Origin of the sequence: Halolactibacillus halophilus (assembly GCF_900115605.1) — a bacterium.
Lineage (GTDB): Bacteria > Bacillota > Bacilli > Bacillales > Amphibacillaceae > Halolactibacillus > Halolactibacillus halophilus.
On sequence record NZ_FOXC01000013.1, the window covers coordinates 40,351 to 58,351 of the forward strand.

Consider the following 18,001-nt stretch of genomic DNA (forward strand, 5'->3'; position numbering starts at 1 on the left):
AAAAGGAGTTTTATATATGGAAAAAATTAATATTGCGATCGACGGTCCAGCAGCTGCTGGCAAGAGTACCGTCGCTAAAAAAGTAGCCGAAGCTTTGCATTATACTTATATTGATACCGGCGCGATGTACCGTGCGGCAACTTATCTAGCACTAAAAAACAATGCGAATTTAGATGATGAACGTGAAATATTAGCTTTACTTAAACAAGCGCCGATTACATTATCCTATACCGATCAAGCGCAACATATTTTTTTAGGTGATGTTGATGTGACTGATGCGATTCGTACAGATCATGTATCAAATAACGTTTCACTCGTTGCGACACATAAAGGCGTACGAAGAGAGATGGTAAAAATTCAGCGTGAAATGATAAAACAAGCGGGTGTAGTTATGGATGGTCGCGATATCGGGACACATGTGATTACGGATGCGGCAGTTAAAATCTTTATGATTGCTTCTGTTGATGAACGAGCGGAACGTCGTTATAAAGAAAATGTCGCCAAAGGTTATGAGGCTAACTTGGAGGCGATTAAAGCGGATATTAGACAACGTGATAAAATCGACCAAGAAAGAGAAGTTTCTCCCCTTGTTAAAGCTACTGATGCGATTGAGCTTGACACGACGTCACAGTCGATTGATGAAGTGACCAGAGAAATATTAGCGATTATCAAAGAGAAGGTGAACTAAATGTCGCTTTATTATTTCGTGAAAAGCCTGGTGTGGTATGCGCTAAAGCCGCTCTATCGAATGGAAGTTGAAGGAGGAGATAATGTCCCGAAATCCGGGCCAGTCATTGTGTGTGCCAATCATATTTCCAATTTAGATCCGCCACTTGTTGGAGGTTCGATTAAACGTGATATGTTTTTTATCGCCAAAGAAGAACTGTTTGAGAAAAAATGGTTAGGCAAACTATTATCCAGCATCAATGTTTTTCCAATTAAACGCGGAATGAGTGACCGGGGAGCGATAAGAAAAGCGCTCGGTTTATTAAAGAAGGACCAAGGATTAGTCATCTTCCCGGAAGGAACGCGTAGTAAAACCGGTCAATTAGGTAAAGGGATGAGTGGGGTTGGTTTTTTTGCCTTACGATCACGAGCAACGGTTGTACCGTGTGCGATCATTGGCCCTTATAAAGTAGGTAAGAAGGTCAAAGTTGTTTATGGGAAACCGATTGACATGGCTACGTTGCGTGAAGGAAAGCAAGACGTAAAAGTTGTGACAGACCACATCATGCAAGCGATTAAACAATTGATTGAGAATAATCAGTAAAATTGATGGATATTACTTGACAAATTGGCTAAAATGTTAGAACTTAGTACAAGGAATAGTTATATTTTTGTTGGAAATGAAGGAGGATTTTTTGATGGATGAAATGACAAATGAGTTAGAAAATTTCAAAACATTTGAAGTAGGTGAAATTGTTACGGGGAAAGTTGTAGCCATTGAAGATAAGGAAGTACTGGTTGCTTTCGGTTCTAAAGATGATGGTCGTGTACCGCTTAAAGAACTTTCAAGTCTACCAATCGAATCACCTCATGAACTTGTAAATATGGATGATGAATTAACATTAAAAATTGTTAAAATTGATGATGAAGGTAGTGCGATTTTATCTAAGCGTGCCGTTGATAGCGAAAAATCATGGGATGACTTAGAAGCAAAACTTGAATCAGGTGAAGTATTTGAAGCACCGGTTAAAGATGTTGTCAAAGGTGGTTTAGTTGTCGATGTTGGTGTGCGTGGTTTTATTCCAGCATCCCTCGTTGAAACACACTTTGTTGATGATTTTGATGCATATAAAGGTCAAACATTGACACTAAAAGTAGCGGAACTCGATCGCGAAAAAAATCGCGTCATTCTTTCACACCGTGCCGTTGTTGAAGCCGAACAACAAGAACAAAAGAGTCAAGTCCTTGATACAATTGAAGAAGGTCAAGTTTTAGAAGGTAAAGTTGCTCGTTTAACAGACTTTGGCGCATTTGTTGACCTTGGTGGTATTGATGGTTTGGTACACATTTCACAGTTAGCTCACGAACACGTTGAAAAAGCAAGTGACATCGTCAGTGAAGGTGACGCTATTAAAGTAAAAGTCCTATCTGTTGATAAAGAACAAGAACGTATTTCTTTATCACGTAAACAAACATTACCTGGACCGTGGGAAAAAGTAGCGGAAGAAATTCAAGCAGGTGACGTTGTTGAGGGAACTGTTAAACGTCTGGTTAACTTCGGTGCATTTGTTGAAGTCTTACCACAAGTAGAAGGTCTCGTGCATATTTCACAAATTTCACGAGAACATATTGGTACACCTCAAGAAAAACTTGAAGAAGGTCAAACTGTACAAGTGAAAGTACTTGAAGTGAACACAAATGACAAACGTCTATCTCTCAGTATTAAAGAGCTTGAAGATGATCAAGTTGACCAAGAAGTAAAAGCATATGAAAAGGAAGATGATGATCAAGGTTTTTCATTTAGCGATATGATTGGTGACAAACTCGATCAATTTAAAAATAATTAATTGACATCCTCATTAGTAAAGGAGGCAGACGAGTTTTTCGTTTGTCTTCTTTTTTTGTTTAGTTAGAGACTTAAAGAGGAATGATTTAAAAGAGTGTGTGCGTTAAAACCGGACTTAAAGCACCAACGCGCCACTAAATGGCTGGAATCAGGTGAAAATCAATGAAAAAGATTGTTTAATTGTTTGATATTTGCTAAACTTAAACAGTTAGTTTTTTATTGATTATAAGCTTTTTAGTGATGATGTCGGAACTATAGCAACACTATTGAAAGTTGAAGTCGTGCCTTGTTTGGAGGTTAGGACCGCTTATCTTCATGTGGACGGGTCGCATGACAACACCATAAGAAACAGACTAAAATACAAAACTTTAAATAAAGAAAGGATGAACCTTTCATGAGGAAATCAACCGTAGCTATTGTCGGCCGACCAAATGTCGGAAAATCGACAATTTTTAATCGATTAGTTGGTGAAAGAATTTCAATTGTAGAAGATGTACCAGGGGTGACGCGTGACCGGATATACTCGCAAGCAGAGTGGCTCACAACATCATTTAACTTAATTGACACAGGAGGGATCGAATTAGGAGATGAACCCTTACTGATCCAGATGCGTGAACAGGCCGATGTTGCGATTAGAGAAGCCGATGTCATTATCTTTATCGTCAATGGACGCGAAGGAATTACGGCTGCGGATGAGGAAGTTGCGAAGATTTTATACAAATCAAATAAACCAGTCGTCCTCGCTGTTAATAAGGTAGATAATCCGGAAATGCGTGAAAGTATTTATGAGTTTTATAGCCTTGGCTTTGACGAACCATTCCCAATTTCAGGTACCCACGGTTTAGGTTTAGGGGATATGTTAGACGCTGTCATTGGTCATTTCCCAACTCTTGAGACAGAAGATAAAGATGAAGATACGATTTACTTTAGTTTAATTGGTCGACCAAACGTCGGTAAATCATCACTTGTTAATGCGATTTTAAACGAAGAACGGGTCATTGTAAGTAACATTGCCGGAACGACGCGTGACGCCATTGATACGCCGTTTAAACGCGATGATCAAGATTATGTCATCATTGATACGGCAGGGATGAGAAAACGCGGAAAGATTTATGAATCTACTGAACGCTACAGTATTTTACGTGCCTTAAAAGCCATTGAACGCTCAGATGTCGTCTTAACGTTAATTGACGCTGAAGAAGGCATCATTGAACAAGATAAAAAGATTGCCGGCTATGCTCACCAAGCGGGTAAAGCTATTGTTATTGTTGTGAACAAGTGGGACACGGTTGAGTCAGATGAAAAAGCAATGAAAGATTTTGAAGAAAAAGTACGTGCGCACTTCCCGTTTTTAGACTATGCACCGATTGTTTTCTTATCTGCACTTACAAAGAAACGTACGCATAAACTCATGCCTGAAGTGAAAAAAGTCAGTGAAAACCATGCCATTCGTGTGGAAACTAACGTCTTAAATGATGTCATTATGGATGCAGTCGCAATGAATCCAACACCGACGATGAATGGTAAGCGATTGAAAATTCTTTATGCAACTCAAGTGGCTGTCAAGCCACCTGCATTTGTTGTATTTGTGAACGATCCTGAAATGATGCACTTCTCATATGAACGTTTCTTAGAGAATCGTATTCGAGATGCTTTTGGATTTGAAGGAACGCCAATAAAAATCTTTGCCCGCAGACGTAGCTGAGGAGGATGATGATGGAAAAAGTAGCTGTTTTAGGTGCTGGAAGTTGGGGAACGGCGCTTGCACTCGTTTTAAATGATAACGGACATGACGTGTGGTTATGGACGCATTTAGAGTCACATGCCAAAGAAATGAATGAGACGCATCATAATAAAGCCTATTTAAATAACGTTGAGATCCCAGAAGCGATGACGGTGACGAGTGACTTGGCAGAAGCGGTAAAAGACACGACGGCGCTTGTGTTTGTTCTACCAACAAAAGCGATTCGTCCAGTCTGCCAACAAGTTAAAAACGTATTAGATCATAAGGTGACGATTATTCACGGTACTAAAGGGATTGAGCCAGAGACGTTTAAACGAGTGTCAGAGATGATGGAAGAAGAGCTGACACATAACTACTTCGATGAGATTGTTGTTCTATCTGGCCCGTCTCACGCAGAAGAGGTAAGCATTAAACAACCAACGACGGTTAGTGCATCCTCTTTTTCAGAGACAAGTGCGACGCATGCACAACACTTATTTATGAATGATCGCTTTAGAGTGTACACGAATAAAGATGTTGTCGGTGTTGAGCTAGGTGGCTCACTTAAGAATATCATCGCTTTAGGAGCGGGGATTTCTGATGGATTAGGTTATGGTGATAATGCTAAGGCTGCTTTAGTCACGCGCGGACTCGCAGAGATTGCCCGTCTTGGAACAGCGATGGGAGCGGATCCCCTTACCTTTATTGGCTTAACTGGCATTGGTGACTTAATTGTCACGTCAACTAGTCAACATAGCCGTAATTGGCGAGCAGGAAATCTTCTTGCTAAAGGTGGTTCGCTTGATAGTATTTTACAAGAGATGGGCATGGTTGTTGAAGGTGTCAGAACCGCAAAGGCCGCTTATCACTTGGCAAAAGAAAAAGGGATTGATATGCCGATTACCTCAGGCATTTATCATATTCTATTTGAAGGTGCGGATCCTCAGGCGATGGTTGACCAGTTAATGACGCGTCAGAAACGACCTGAAACTGATGAAATTCATGAAATGCTGAAAGCTTATTATTTAAAACAAGAAAATTAAAGTGTTTAATTGAATAGAGTTAAGATAACGACACCTACGCTTTTATTTAGTGAGTATTTAAAAAGCGTAGGTGTTTTTTATGCTTATTTATCGCTTTAGGGCGTCCTTATGGAATCCCCTTTCACAAACATTCGTGAGAATGTCAGGTGGGGATGATTCAATGGTATATCAACTTCCTACGTATTATTTTTACTTGGTTGTTTTTCTGGATGTGTGTTATCATAAAAGTGGTAAATATAGGTCATAATGGTATAAGGAGTGAGGGAATGATTCGGTTTGAAAGAACGCGTAAAGTCGCTTATACGAGCTTTGGAACGGCTGTTTTTCTCGTTTTAATCATGCTTCTTAACTTGCAAAAGTCAATGGTAGATACATCGCTTCTAAGCGTTTTAAGTGTAGGTGTAGTGTTGTTTTGTGTAATAGGTGTTGCCCTCTTGACAATTGTAAAAGATGCAGAAGAAGCCATTCATGCGGTTTATGCCTCTAGCAAACATGAATAATACCGGTCATGTCTTGTTCAATCACTATTTGGGGTTCGCTTATTTTTTCTTTAATTGTTTAAAAAATTTGTCGCGTAGGTTTTAAACTTAAACAAGAGGGAAAACAGTGTATGAATTTAAACTATGGTGAGGTGGCAAGCGCCTTTATCTCGGGAGAAATGAATGAAAACGCGCGGATAAAGGTAAATAATGGTTTAAAATTAACGATAATGGGTTATTTTTCATTCTTTCTTTCGATTTTTGTTGAATTTATGGTAAAAGTCGTATATTATAAGGCTTGTCACCGATTTGTTTGTGACAGAAGTATAGAATTGCAGAAACTTGTGAGCGAATGGATTAAACACCATTTAAATTCTCATGCTTCATGAATTTAAATGCGGGAGGAGGTGAATATCATGAACAAGACAGATCTAATTAATGCTGTAGCTGAAAAAAGCGAACTTTCTAAAAAAGACGCAACTAAAGCTGTTGATGCAGTTTTTGAATCAATCATGGATTCACTTAAAGATGGTGAAAAAGTACAACTAATTGGTTTTGGTAACTTTGAAGTACGTGACCGTGCAGCTCGTAAAGGCCGCAACCCACAAACTGGTGCTGAGATTGAAATCCCAGCAAGCAAAGTACCTGCTTTTAAACCAGGTAAAGCCCTTAAAGATATCGTAAAATAATGTTACATAGGGCTACTAAGAGGATGCAGCTTTCTGCATCCTCTTTTTACATCTAAAATGAGAGGGTGGGTAATGTGGACCAAGATTATATGATGATCAAAGCTTTAGAAGATGGTGTACAAGTCATTGGGTTAACCCGCGGGCAAGCGACAAAGTTTCATCATTCAGAGAAGTTGGATGAAGGGGAAGTTCTCGTCGTTCAATTTACTGAACACACGTCAGCAATTAAAGTAAAAGGACGAGCGGAGATTAAGACAAGTTTTGGAGATGTTACAAGTGGACGACCAGACCAACAATAAAGTATATCAATTATTGTCTGAGGTCGTGCCAGGGGCACTGACGATGGATGAAAAGGCAATGATTCATATGTGTCTTCAATCTATTTCATTCGATGATTGTGATAAAGACACCCTTCTTCATTGCCTCATACCAACTATCTACATTAAGCGCAGTCAAGATAATCACCAACAGCCGCTTCAATCGCTAGCATCTTCTGTCTTACAAGGTGATTACTACAGTAGCCTCTTTTATCGCTACATGACTCAAAATCATTCGCTAGGCACTTTAAAAATACTATTAAGCGCACTTCAAGTTTCATACTTAGCGAATACTTCAAATCAACAAGCACCACTCTCAGCATGCGATTATTTTAACTTGTTATGGCAACAAACGATACTTCACTATCCATTGCCACCGAAAGCATCGCACATGCAATTATTTGATGAAACGCTCGATACATATAAACAACAAGTTCAATCGGCGATGTTGTCACAGTGTTTAATATTTAATGACGAGCAAAATAAAGCGTTACGGTCGTTAATAACCGCAGGTGGAAAACAGATACGTCTCACGTTATTTTATCATGCCTTATCAAAACGTCAGCTTAAACACTCAGAGGCTATTGCCATCGGGGTTGCCATTGAAGGCATTCACTTAGCTAGCTTGATTCATGATGATATTATTGACGGGGCAAATATCAGACGTCACCAACAGACATTACATGAAAGATTTAATCCTTTTATCGCTTTACATATGGGGAATGCTGTTTTTACTCAAAGTTTGTTGATACTTGCCGATATAGAGGATAGAGAAGTTCATCGTGTGTTTGGTCGTTTGTTTTATCAGATGGTCTCAGGAGAAGTAAAACAACAAGCTAATCAACGTAACACTGACGTTTTATTGTATCGCTACTTAAAAGTGATCCGTGATAAAACGGCATTGTTTGTTGAAAGTATTATGTACTTAGCGGGTTACTTATCTGGATATGATACCTATACCTTAATGCATTATCGCCGGAGTGGTTATAACATTGGCATGGCTTATCAATTGAAGGATGATGTAATTGATTATCAATCTACGGAAGAGGCGCTCGGTAAACCGGTGTTAAGCGATCAAAAAAATGGGTATTATACGCTAGTGCGTGCAAACGATGGTGTCAACCAGTCGAATAGGCTGGCGCACCGATATATTGAACGCGCCCTAAACCATTTACGAAAGCTTCCGTCAGAGATTAATCAACGCGAACTATTTTTTTACACGACGACCCTTTATAAACGCACACGGTGATGAGAGGAAAGAGGAATGAAGATGTCAGATTATCAAACATTTGTGGAAGCTATTTACAAGCAAACAGGGATAGATTTAAAGCTCTATAAAGAAGTACAGATGAAACGACGCTTAACATCGTTAAGAGATAAACGAGGGTATAAGACGTTTATGGACTATCATGTGGCATTAAAGGCAGACGAAGCACTGCTACATGAGTTTCTCGATAAAATGACAATCAATGTATCAGAGTTTTTTAGAAATAAAGCTCGTTGGGATGTATTAGATAAAAAGATTCTGCCAGAGAGAATTAAATCGAATCAAACGTTTAAAGTTTGGAGTGCCGCTTGTTCATCGGGAGATGAACCATACACACTGGCGATGTTGCTCAGTCAACATATGGATTTAAAACATGTTGAGATTCTTGCGACAGATTTAGATGAAAAGATTTTAGCTCGCGCAAGAGAAGGGATTTATACTGAGCGTGCGTTAAAAGAAGTACCTGAATCACTAAAAAAACGTTATTTTAACTTTGATCAAAATGTATATCATATTGATCCAGCCCTAAAAAAAGCAATCACGTTTAAGAAGCATAATTTACTTGAAGATCCGTATCCAAAAAATTTCGATTTGATTGTTTGTCGTAATGTGATGATTTATTTTACTGAAGAAGCAAAACAGGCGATTTATCATAAATTTTCTGGTGCATTAAAAGATAATGCGATTTTCTTTGTCGGAAGTACCGAACAGATTTTTAGTCCGGAACGTTATCAATTCAAAGTTTTAGACACCTTTTTTTATCAGAAAGTAAATAGTATACCGAAGTTATAAATGGAGTAGCCCACTACTCCATTTTTGTTAGAGTTCTTTAAAAGTGCGAAAAAAAAGAATAATCTATCAATTTATCACACACAACAGTTAAAAGGTATGTTATATTAATTTAAAAATAACTTTTGGGGGAGACGGATTATGAGATACTTAACGGCAGGAGAGTCCCATGGTAAACAACTAACAACAATTGTAGAAGGTTTACCAGCAGGGATGCCCCTGACATCAGAAAATATAAATGAATCACTATTAAGACGACAAAAAGGTTATGGTCGTGGAAAACGGATGCAAATTGAAAAAGACCTTGTTGATATTTGTGGTGGTGTTCGCCACGGTTACACACTCGGTTCGCCAATTGCGATGGTCGTAAAAAATGACGACTTTAAACATTGGGAAGACATTATGGGAGAAGACCCAATTGATCTTGATCAAGCAATTAGACGGACGGTCACACGTCCACGTCCAGGTCATGCCGACTTAAATGGGGCAATGAAATATGGCCACCGCGATATGCGTAATATTTTAGAGCGTTCATCGGCACGAGAAACAGGTGCGCGCGTAGCGGCAGGTGCAGTAGCTAAAACGTTGCTTAATCACCTTGGAGTGAAAATTGTCGGTTATGTCCATGAAATTGCGGGTATTACAGCAAAATATCAACCGGCGTTAACGATAGATGAAAAAATTGAAAAATCAGAAGCCTCTGACGTGCGTGTACTTGATAAGGATGTCGAACAGCCAATGCGTGATGCGATTGATCAGGCGAAAAAAGATGGCGACTCGATTGGTGGTATTTGTGAAGTCGTTGTCGAAGGCTTACCAGCTGGTATTGGCTCTTATGTGCATTATGATCGTAAACTCGACGCCCGTTTAGCTTTTGCGGTACAGTCGATTAATGCTTTTAAAGGTGTCGAATTCGGGATTGGTTTTGAAGCAAGTCGACGTCCGGGTTCAAAAGTCCATGATGAAATCATTTGGTCAGAAGAGACAGGCTTTAGTCGTCGAACGAATAACTTAGGTGGCTTTGAAGGCGGTATGACATCGGGTATGCCTATTGTTGTGCGTGGGGTCATGAAGCCTATTCCAACATTGTATAAACCTTTACAGTCTGTTGATATTGAATCAAAAGAAGTTTTTAATGCTAGTATTGAGCGCTCAGATTCTTGTGCAGTACCAGCGGCAGCGGTTGTAATGGAACATGTTGTGGCGTTTGAGATTGCTAAAGCCGTTTTAGAACAGTTCCCAAATGATCAATTCAAAAAATTAAAAGCAGCCTTTGATGACTATCGTGAAGAAGTACGGTGCTTCTAATGGAACAATTAACGATAAAAACAAGTACACACGATTATCCGGTCGTGATTGATCAAGGACTTCGGTTTAAGCTGAAGTCCTTCCTCAATAAAGACTACCCATCCATCTATATTATTACGGATTCAAATGTCGCACCGCTATACTTAGATGACGTCTATAATGCTCTTAAAGCTAACTATCATGTATCCTATTCTATCGTCCCAGCAGGTGAGGAATCAAAAAGTAGTCGCGTCTATTTTGATTTAATGACGCAGTTAATTGAAGCAGGTGTCGATCGCGATGGCCTGGTGATTGCCTTAGGTGGGGGAATGATTGGTGATTTAGCCGGCTTTGTGGCGGCTAGTTATTTACGAGGTATTGATTATATTCAAATGCCTACCACCATTTTAGCGCATGATTCGAGTGTCGGTGGTAAAGTGGCAATCAATCACCCGCTTGGAAAAAATCTTATTGGTGCGTTTTATCCGCCGGTGGCCGTCCTTTATGATGTCGAAACATTACAAACGATCCCATTTCAAGAAATTCGCTCTGGATACGCCGAAATTGCAAAGCATAGTATGATCCATACCCCGCCATTCTGGGAGCAAATTAAGCCCGTCACGTTAGATGAATCCTTATCTGATGCGACGCTTATTCGCGATTTAATCCATGGGATTAATGTGAAGGCGGCCATTGTTGAGAGGGATGAAAAAGAAGCAAATATTCGTCAATTCCTTAACTTTGGTCATACACTTGGTCATGCGATTGAGTCTGAACTTGGATATGGTAAAATGACACATGGAGAGGCTGTGGCAATTGGCATGTTATTTGCGATGGAACTGAGCGAGCAATATTTTTCAGTTACCTTACCAATTGAAGCTTTTCATAACTGGTTAAAGCGTAATGATTATCCACTTACGTTACCGCGACTTAGTGTCAATCAATTAATGACGCGCATGAAACGAGATAAAAAAACCAAGAATCAGACAATCAAAATGGTGCTGTTAAAAACACTAGGAGAGCCAGTCATTATTGATATGGAAGATCGTTCTCTTCGTCAACAATTAGAAGCCTTTTTAGAAAAGATGGTGATAAGATGATTCGAGGGATTCGCGGCGCAACAACTGTCAATCAAAACAAGCAATCAGAGATATATGAAAAAACAAAAGTGTTACTCGAGACCTTAATCGAAAAAAATGATATTAAACCAGAAGATGTAGCCCATGTGTTTGTGTCGGTTACCGATGATATTGACCAAGCCTTTCCGGCCCGTCCAATTAGAGAGAAACAGGGATGGGTGTTTGTGCCGGTCATGTGTATGAAAGAAATCAATGTGCCAAATGGTCTGCCGCTATGTATTCGTCTTATGCTGTCAGTGAATACAGATAAAGACCAACCAGACATTGTTCATGTCTATCAAGAACAAGCGGTATCATTGCGACCGGACTTAGTAGAGAATGCGGAGGGAAAATAATGAAGCATAAACAAGTATTTAATCAAATGTCCCCTTATAAACCGGGGAAACAAGTAGAAGAAGTAAAAAAAGAATTAGGCTTAGATAGAATTGTTAAATTAGCCTCTAATGAGAATCCGTTTGGCTATTCAGAAAAAGTTGACCAAGTTGTAACAGAGTCAGCTAATCACTTCGAAATTTACCCAGATGGCTATGCCACTGTTTTACGTGACGTCATCAGTACGGATTTAGCTGTCGATTTTGATCAGCTTGTGTTTGGTTGTGGCTCGGATGAAGTGATTGATATTATTTGTCGTGTGTATTTAGAAAAAGGTACGAATACAATCATGGCAACACCAACATTCCCTCAATATAAACACAATGCCTTGATTCAAGGGGCGGATATTAAAGAAGTGCCATTACTTAATGGCTACCATGACTTACAAGGGATGCTAGACGTGATAGATGATGATACGCGTGTCATTTGGCTTTGTTCACCTAACAACCCAACAGGTTGTATCATCAATCAGCCTTCACTTGAACGCTTCTTAGAAGTGGTACCAGAAGATATCATCGTTGTTATGGATGAAGCTTATTACGAATATATTAATCGCGATGATGCGCCTGATAGTTTAAGTTATATTAACACCTACCCTAACTTAGTTGTATTGCGTACATTTTCTAAAGCTTATGGTCTAGCTGGTTTACGGGTCGGTTTTGGTGTATGTGACTTAGCGGTCGCTAATGTGTTAAATATTGCCCGTGGTCCGTTTAATACAACTAAACTTGCGCAATTTGCCGCAACAGAGGCTTATCGCGACCAAGAGTTTATTAAACGTACCGTTAGTGAAACGATTAAAAATAAACAGACATTTATTCAGTTCTTAGATGAAATGGAACTTGATTACTATGACAGTGAAACAAACTTTGTCTTAGTGAAGCTACCAGTCTCAGGTGATGAGCTGTTTGATTACTTACTTAGTAAAGGTTTCATTATTCGATCTGGAGAAGCATTAGGTATCCCGAATAGTGTCAGAATTACGATTGGTGAAAAAACTGATATGGACATGATGCAACAACATATTCGTACGTTCTTAGGTACGATCGCAAAGGAAGAAGGCGAATGACACGCGTCTTAGTTGCAGGTCTTGGGTTAATTGGTGGGTCGTTGGCGCTTAATTTAACGTCACATACTGATCATACGCTATTAGGCTATGATCATGACCCAAAAACCTTGCAGTATGCCAAAGCGAAAGGTCTCGTTCACGAAACCTATACGGATTTTGAAACGGCGGTACAAAAAGCTGAGGTTGTGATTTTATCATGTCCAGTATCTGTGACGTGTCAATTAATCGAAGACTTAAATACAATTACGCTAACAAAAGATGTGTTAGTGACTGATGTTAGTTCAGTTAAACAGTCGGTATTAAAACAGGCGGAACAATTAACAAATCCGCAGGTCCACTTTGTTGGTGGGCACCCAATGGCAGGTTCGCACAAACGCGGCGTCGAGGCAGCGAAAGAACATTTATTTGAAAATGCTATTTATGTTCTGACAAAGACAAAGAGTGTGACAGAGACGGATGTGTTACGGTTAGAGGAACTGCTTGCTTCAACAAAAGCGAAGTTTATCGAGTTAGACGGTGAAGAACACGATGAAATGACGTCGGTGATTTCGCATTTTCCGCACTTGATTGCCTCAAGTTTAGTCCACCAAGCAGAAAAGTGGCAAGAGAAACATCCAACAATACCGACGCTTGCTGCCGGTGGGTTCCGAGATATTACCCGGATTGCTTCAAGCAATCCACAAATGTGGCAAGATATTTTATTTCAGAATAAGACGGTGATTAAACGGTTATTGAAAGATTGGATTGAAGAAATGAAACAGCTCTATCACATGTTAGACAGCGATGAATCTGACGCGATGCATAGCTACTTAGACCAGGCTAAAAAGTACCGTGATGGGCTTGACCGTAAAGGACGCGGGGCATTGATGTCATTTTACGATGTTTATGTCGATATTTTTGACCAACCGGGTGCATTAAAAAAGGTTGTTACCTTACTTGCTGAAGCGGAGATTAGTATTAAAAATATTGAAATCCTCGAAGTAAGAGAAGGCATCACCGGGGTTTTACGGTTAAGTTTTGTTTCTAAAGACGATCAGTTAATGAGTCATCGCTTACTTATTCAGCATGGCTATGAAACGATGTTAGAAGATTAAAGGAGGGTTACTTTTGAGCGATATCGTACTGCAACCAACGACCACAGCACTAATTGGTGACTGTTTTGTGCCTGGTGATAAGTCGATTTCTCACCGTGCTGTGTTTTTTGGCTCACTGGCGAAGGGTAAAACAGACATTACAAATTTTTTAACCGGAGACGATTGTTTAACAACAATAAAAGCATTCGAATCGATGGGCGTTCAGATTACGCAAGATGGCGAGCATGTACAAATTGAAAGCCGAGGTTATAAACATCTCAATGAACCGACTGTCCCAATTGATTTAGGCAACTCTGGTACCACGGCGCGACTATTGTTAGGGGTACTAAGCGGCTTGCCTTTTCATACGACCGTATTTGGTGATGAGTCATTAACCAAACGACCGATGGACCGAGTGGCCATTCCCTTGCGTGAGATGGGGGCTAGAATTGATGGTCGAGAAGAAGGGAAGTATTTACCCCTAGCGGTACGTGGACAAACCCTATCGGCGATTACGTTTAAACCACAAGTAAAAAGTGCGCAAGTAAAATCAGGCGTCCTTTTGGCCGGTCTTTTAGCAAACGGAACGACCACGGTCATTGAGTCTATAAAAACACGAGACCACACAGAAAATATGTTACGAGCCTTTGGTGCGAAGGTTGTTGTCAACGGTTTGGCAATTGAGGTTGAGGGTAAACAAACACTCACAGGCACAACGATTCAAGTCCCGCGTGACATTTCATCAGCGGCCTTTTTTATTGTCGCCGCCTTGATTGTTAAGGGAAGTAAAGTGACTTTAAAAGATGTTGGATTAAATCCAACACGTACCGGTATTCTAGCAGCTATTCAGTTAATGGGTGCACACCTTGACATTAAAGAAACAACAAACATCGGTGGAGAAATCATTGGTGATGTGATGGTATCTTATCAGCCACTTAAAGGCGCGATTATTGAAGGGGCTATTATTCCGAGCATGATCGATGAAATTCCAATTCTTGCTCTACTCGCCACACAGGCAGAAGGTCAAACAATAATTAAAGATGCCGAAGAACTGCGCTTTAAAGAAACGGACCGCATCGATAGTGTCGTCGCCACGTTACGCCAATTTGGGTGTCAGATAGAACCGACGGCTGACGGGATGATTATTGAAGGTGGTCAAACACTCAACGGTGCTACAGCTGATTCTCATGGTGACCACCGTATTGGTATGATGATTGCCATTGCGTCACTCATCGCGACAGGTGAGACAACGCTCACCGATAAAGACGCGATTAACGTGTCTTACCCGTCATTCTTTGAGCATTTAGAAACGCTTAAACGATAAATGGATAAAGATGTAACGCCAAGCTAGTAACGATGCTAGCTTGGCGTTTTTATTGAACTTCAGCTGAATCTTTTGTATGATAGTACTATTCGATTTTTTATTCTGTTGATAACAGGGTTAAAAAACAAAGGGGCAGTGACTAATGGAAGAGATTTATCAAGCAATTCAACTGATCGAACAAAATCAAAACGAAGAAGCATTACAGATTCTGTCAGATTTTTTACCAGAAGCAAACGATGATGAACAATTCGTTATTAGTGATTTATACATTCAACTCGGTTTATTGCCAGAAGCGAAAGATATTTTAGAGCGACTTTATACAAAATATCCCGAAGAGACGGAAATTAAACTCGTGTTAAGTGAAATTTATATTGACTTAGAAGATGATGAAGCAGCTTTAACACTGCTAAATCAGATTGATGCGAACGATCCACATTATTTGGAGAGTTTATTGACACAAGCCGATCTCTATCAAACACAAGGGTTATTTGAAGTAGCGGAACATAAGCTTTTAACCGCTAAACAACTAGCACCCAACGAGCTGTTAATTGATTTTGCCCGGGCAGAGCTTGCTTTTTCTAATGGTGAATATCAAAAAGCGATTCCGCACTATCAAAAACTAAAACAAGAGAAAGACATGATCGCAGACGTCTCAATTGATAACCGATTAGCCGAATGTTTCGCCCAAGTAGGCGAGTTCGAATCTGCTTTAGAGCATTATAGTCAGTTTGACCATGACGATGAAGAAACACTATTTAGATATGGCTTTGTCGCAAGCCAAGCACATCGGAATGATATTGCGATTAAAGCGTGGGAAAGCTTGATTGATTTAGAACCGGAATACCCATCTGTCTATCCACAACTGGCTGACATTTATGAAGAAGAGGGAATGTTAACAGAAGCCTATGCGATTAGTAAGCGTGGTCTTGACTTTTTACCACTGAATAAGGAGTTGTTGCTCACAACAGCAGGGCTCGCTCGTCGAAATGGTGAAAAGGAAAACAGTTATCAATATGCAAGAGAATCTGTTGCGGTTGATGTCGGTTATAAAGAAGCGGTGCTTTTCTTAATTGAAAATTACCGAGAAGATGGTGATGAGGAAGCGGTTATTGAGCTCATCACGCACATAATAGACCAAGGCGAAGAAGATAGTTATTATTTATGGGAACTTGCCAAAGCTTATGAAGAAACAGAAGATTTTGCCCAAGCACTTGAAGCTTATCAAAAAGCTTACCCTGATTTTAAAGATGACCTTGATTTCTTAAAAGCTTATGGTTTCTTCCTTGTTGAGGAAGGGAAGCACGCTGAAGCAAAAGCTGTGTTTGAGCGCTATTTGTCCTTTGACGTAACTGATTATGAGATTGAAAATTATCTTGAACGTTTAAGTGATTCTACGCGTTAAATGAACGGTTTTTACAAACCTTTAACAGAGAAGGTGAGAAAGTAATGGTATCTATACAAGCTAAAAAAGCATGTCTTCACTGGTTTCTAAATCGACATCAAGTGAAGCAACGCGATAGTCTTTATTTGCTGCATTTTTTAATGCGTGAGGAAAGTTTATTGACTCAGGTACACTTTGTCTATGATGTGCAGTACGCTCCGCGGGGAATTTTAATATCAGCGGAAGGTGCAAACAAGCCAGCGTTTAAATTTTATAAAAATCATCTCGTCACAACCGAGGTGGATAAAGCCTTTCATGATATCCGGTTAAATAAAGATGAGCCGCTCTATATTGAGCTAAGTTTTCTTGGTGTCAAACGAAGTTTGGACTATCACCGTGTATTAGAAGATAACCCGTTTATCCCTGACGATTACTACTTGAATGAATCAGATAAACAAACCATTGATGCCTTGCTTAATCAGACATTATCGGTTGGTTATGAAACGTGGCTTAGAAAAGAGATTGATCGTTGCTTAGATGAAGGAGATTTGGATCAATTCCAAGTGTTGTCTGAGCAATTAACCCATTATTTAACGGAAGATAAGCACTCCGTGCTGGATTCAACGCCGTTAAATAAAAAGTGAGGGAGAACGTGTGATAACTTATTTATATGCTTTATTAAAGCAGCGATTATTTTTAATCATTTTACTTATTATTAATTTTTTGGGCACGATTTATGGCTACATCTGGTATGGCCCGCAACTGGAACAAACACCGTCACGGTTTTTGTTGTTTGTTCCTGACTCACCAACGGCGAGTTTGTTTTTCACAATCTTTCTCGTGCTATTACTACTGAATAAGTCATGGCCGCTCGTTGAAGCGTTAGCCGTTGTGACCCTGTTTAAATACGGTGTATGGGCCGTTGTGATGAATGTATTGATGTTAGTGACAACGGGTTATTTATCACCAGCAGGCTACATGTTAATCTTTTCTCACGGGGCAATGGCGGTACAAGGTCTTTTATATCTGCCGTTCTACCGCTTTAAAATAAAGCATTTGATCATCGTCTTGATTTGGACACTGCACAATGATTTTATTGATTATGTGTACGGGATGATGCCGTCTTATCGCTCTTTAATAGACTATACACCAGCGATTGCTTACTTTACGTTTTGGCTCAGTTTAATTAGTGTTTATCTTGTCTATTATTTGATGCAGCATAAAAAAACAGCGTCATTACAACGTATTGTTAGAGGCTAGGCAAAAGACAACTGTTTTCTTGATTGAAAATGGTTGTCTTTTTTTGTACAATGATGATAGCTTTGTCATTAAATTTGCTGTTTTCTGAAAAATTGTCTAGACTAGAGAGGAGAACGCTAGATGTCTGATTATCTCGAGTTTGACACTTAATTAAAACAAAAACTCTCTAACCCCTTATTTTTCAGGGGTTTAGAGAGTTTTTTCGCTTTTGAAAAAGTGAGTACTATTTTGCTTTTCTGGATAGCTTTAAATTATTTTTCATTTTTTTAATGGTATT

At 39.6% G+C, this 18,001-nt stretch carries 19 protein-coding genes; all 19 read left to right on the forward strand.

From position 1 onward, the window contains the following. Positions 1 to 16 precede the first annotated feature (16 nt). The 19 genes from cmk to lhaT all read left to right on the forward strand — a co-directional run bounded on the left by cmk (position 17) and on the right by lhaT (position 17,724). Complete coding sequence (gene cmk, locus BM098_RS06315; protein ID WP_089831564.1) at positions 17 to 688, forward strand: (d)CMP kinase; 672 nt, start codon at positions 17 to 19, stop codon at positions 686 to 688. Then, positions 689 to 1,270 (forward strand): lysophospholipid acyltransferase family protein, encoded by a 582-nt coding sequence (locus tag BM098_RS06320; protein ID WP_089831566.1) that lies wholly within the window; start codon positions 689 to 691, stop codon positions 1,268 to 1,270. Positions 1,271 to 1,364: 94 nt separating this feature from the next. After that, a complete protein-coding gene (gene rpsA, locus BM098_RS06325; protein ID WP_089831568.1) occupies positions 1,365 to 2,513 on the forward strand; it encodes a 30S ribosomal protein S1 in 1,149 nt (382 codons plus the stop codon). A 393-nt stretch (positions 2,514 to 2,906) separates the two neighbouring features. Beyond that, positions 2,907 to 4,217: a ribosome biogenesis GTPase Der gene (gene der / locus BM098_RS06330; RefSeq protein ID WP_089831570.1), complete on the forward strand. Its 1,311-nt coding sequence runs from the start codon at positions 2,907 to 2,909 to the stop codon at positions 4,215 to 4,217. An 11-nt stretch (positions 4,218 to 4,228) separates the two neighbouring features. After that, a complete protein-coding gene (locus tag BM098_RS06335) occupies positions 4,229 to 5,278 on the forward strand; it encodes an NAD(P)H-dependent glycerol-3-phosphate dehydrogenase (protein ID WP_089831573.1) in 1,050 nt (349 codons plus the stop codon). Between the two features lie 266 nt (positions 5,279 to 5,544). Next, positions 5,545 to 5,778: a hypothetical protein gene (locus BM098_RS06340; protein ID WP_089831575.1), complete on the forward strand. Its 234-nt coding sequence runs from the start codon at positions 5,545 to 5,547 to the stop codon at positions 5,776 to 5,778. Positions 5,779 to 6,173: 395 nt separating this feature from the next. Next, positions 6,174 to 6,446 carry an HU family DNA-binding protein gene (locus BM098_RS06350; RefSeq protein ID WP_062319305.1) on the forward strand — a complete coding sequence of 91 codons (273 nt, stop codon included), beginning with the start codon at positions 6,174 to 6,176 and terminating at the stop codon, positions 6,444 to 6,446. A gap of 89 nt (positions 6,447 to 6,535) precedes the next feature. Next, positions 6,536 to 6,745: a trp RNA-binding attenuation protein MtrB gene (gene mtrB / locus BM098_RS06355; protein ID WP_234987433.1), complete on the forward strand. Its 210-nt coding sequence runs from the start codon at positions 6,536 to 6,538 to the stop codon at positions 6,743 to 6,745. After that, positions 6,714 to 8,012 (forward strand): polyprenyl synthetase family protein, encoded by a 1,299-nt coding sequence (locus BM098_RS06360; protein ID WP_089831581.1) that lies wholly within the window; start codon positions 6,714 to 6,716, stop codon positions 8,010 to 8,012. The genes mtrB and BM098_RS06360 overlap by 32 nt, the downstream gene beginning before the upstream one ends. A gap of 21 nt (positions 8,013 to 8,033) precedes the next feature. Then, complete coding sequence (locus BM098_RS06365) at positions 8,034 to 8,822, forward strand: CheR family methyltransferase (RefSeq protein ID WP_089831583.1); 789 nt, start codon at positions 8,034 to 8,036, stop codon at positions 8,820 to 8,822. Positions 8,823 to 8,960: 138 nt separating this feature from the next. Further along, complete coding sequence (gene aroC, locus BM098_RS06370; protein WP_089831585.1) at positions 8,961 to 10,127, forward strand: chorismate synthase; 1,167 nt, start codon at positions 8,961 to 8,963, stop codon at positions 10,125 to 10,127. Further along, the gene (gene aroB / locus BM098_RS06375) at positions 10,127 to 11,206 is read left to right on the forward strand and encodes a 3-dehydroquinate synthase (RefSeq protein ID WP_089831587.1); all 1,080 of its coding nucleotides are present in this window, start codon (positions 10,127 to 10,129) and stop codon (positions 11,204 to 11,206) included. The genes aroC and aroB overlap by 1 nt, the downstream gene beginning before the upstream one ends. Further along, positions 11,203 to 11,580 carry a chorismate mutase gene (gene aroH, locus BM098_RS06380; RefSeq protein WP_089831589.1) on the forward strand — a complete coding sequence of 126 codons (378 nt, stop codon included), beginning with the start codon at positions 11,203 to 11,205 and terminating at the stop codon, positions 11,578 to 11,580. The genes aroB and aroH overlap by 4 nt, the downstream gene beginning before the upstream one ends. Continuing rightward, positions 11,580 to 12,686, forward strand: coding sequence for a histidinol-phosphate transaminase (gene hisC, locus BM098_RS06385; RefSeq protein ID WP_089831591.1), 1,107 nt, complete (start codon positions 11,580 to 11,582; stop codon positions 12,684 to 12,686). Before aroH ends, hisC begins: the two co-directional genes overlap by 1 nt. After that, on the forward strand, positions 12,683 to 13,780 hold the full coding sequence (locus tag BM098_RS06390) for a prephenate dehydrogenase (protein ID WP_089831593.1): 1,098 nt from the start codon (positions 12,683 to 12,685) through the stop codon (positions 13,778 to 13,780). The genes hisC and BM098_RS06390 overlap by 4 nt, the downstream gene beginning before the upstream one ends. Before the next feature lie 13 nt (positions 13,781 to 13,793). Further along, positions 13,794 to 15,083: a 3-phosphoshikimate 1-carboxyvinyltransferase gene (gene aroA / locus BM098_RS06395; protein WP_089831595.1), complete on the forward strand. Its 1,290-nt coding sequence runs from the start codon at positions 13,794 to 13,796 to the stop codon at positions 15,081 to 15,083. A 142-nt stretch (positions 15,084 to 15,225) separates the two neighbouring features. Then, on the forward strand, positions 15,226 to 16,485 hold the full coding sequence (locus BM098_RS06400) for a tetratricopeptide repeat protein (RefSeq protein WP_089831597.1): 1,260 nt from the start codon (positions 15,226 to 15,228) through the stop codon (positions 16,483 to 16,485). Positions 16,486 to 16,529: 44 nt separating this feature from the next. Then, a complete protein-coding gene (locus BM098_RS06405) occupies positions 16,530 to 17,108 on the forward strand; it encodes a ReoY family proteolytic degradation factor (protein ID WP_089831599.1) in 579 nt (192 codons plus the stop codon). A gap of 13 nt (positions 17,109 to 17,121) precedes the next feature. Next, a complete protein-coding gene (gene lhaT, locus BM098_RS06410) occupies positions 17,122 to 17,724 on the forward strand; it encodes a lipoprotein heptaprenylglyceryl N-acetyltransferase LhaT (RefSeq protein WP_089831606.1) in 603 nt (200 codons plus the stop codon). Positions 17,725 to 18,001: the final 277 nt, after the last annotated feature.

What these genes read in the sequence shown, in the direction of transcription:
- hisC (WP_089831591.1), top strand. Translation starts at nt 11,580, where the DNA reads ATGAAGCATAAACAAGTATTTAATCAAATGTCCCCTTATAAACCGGGG.
- mtrB (WP_234987433.1), top strand. Translation starts at nt 6,536, where the DNA reads ATGATGATCAAAGCTTTAGAAGATGGTGTACAAGTCATTGGGTTAACC.
- BM098_RS06365 (WP_089831583.1), top strand. Translation starts at nt 8,034, where the DNA reads ATGTCAGATTATCAAACATTTGTGGAAGCTATTTACAAGCAAACAGGG.
- aroB (WP_089831587.1), top strand. Translation starts at nt 10,127, where the DNA reads ATGGAACAATTAACGATAAAAACAAGTACACACGATTATCCGGTCGTG.
- rpsA (WP_089831568.1), top strand. Translation starts at nt 1,365, where the DNA reads ATGGATGAAATGACAAATGAGTTAGAAAATTTCAAAACATTTGAAGTA.
- aroC (WP_089831585.1), top strand. Translation starts at nt 8,961, where the DNA reads ATGAGATACTTAACGGCAGGAGAGTCCCATGGTAAACAACTAACAACA.
- BM098_RS06340 (WP_089831575.1), top strand. Translation starts at nt 5,545, where the DNA reads ATGATTCGGTTTGAAAGAACGCGTAAAGTCGCTTATACGAGCTTTGGA.
- BM098_RS06320 (WP_089831566.1), top strand. Translation starts at nt 689, where the DNA reads ATGTCGCTTTATTATTTCGTGAAAAGCCTGGTGTGGTATGCGCTAAAG.
- aroH (WP_089831589.1), top strand. Translation starts at nt 11,203, where the DNA reads ATGATTCGAGGGATTCGCGGCGCAACAACTGTCAATCAAAACAAGCAA.
- BM098_RS06405 (WP_089831599.1), top strand. Translation starts at nt 16,530, where the DNA reads ATGGTATCTATACAAGCTAAAAAAGCATGTCTTCACTGGTTTCTAAAT.
- der (WP_089831570.1), top strand. Translation starts at nt 2,907, where the DNA reads ATGAGGAAATCAACCGTAGCTATTGTCGGCCGACCAAATGTCGGAAAA.
- BM098_RS06390 (WP_089831593.1), top strand. Translation starts at nt 12,683, where the DNA reads ATGACACGCGTCTTAGTTGCAGGTCTTGGGTTAATTGGTGGGTCGTTG.
- BM098_RS06335 (WP_089831573.1), top strand. Translation starts at nt 4,229, where the DNA reads ATGGAAAAAGTAGCTGTTTTAGGTGCTGGAAGTTGGGGAACGGCGCTT.
- BM098_RS06360 (WP_089831581.1), top strand. Translation starts at nt 6,714, where the DNA reads ATGTTACAAGTGGACGACCAGACCAACAATAAAGTATATCAATTATTG.
- BM098_RS06400 (WP_089831597.1), top strand. Translation starts at nt 15,226, where the DNA reads ATGGAAGAGATTTATCAAGCAATTCAACTGATCGAACAAAATCAAAAC.
- BM098_RS06350 (WP_062319305.1), top strand. Translation starts at nt 6,174, where the DNA reads ATGAACAAGACAGATCTAATTAATGCTGTAGCTGAAAAAAGCGAACTT.
- cmk (WP_089831564.1), top strand. Translation starts at nt 17, where the DNA reads ATGGAAAAAATTAATATTGCGATCGACGGTCCAGCAGCTGCTGGCAAG.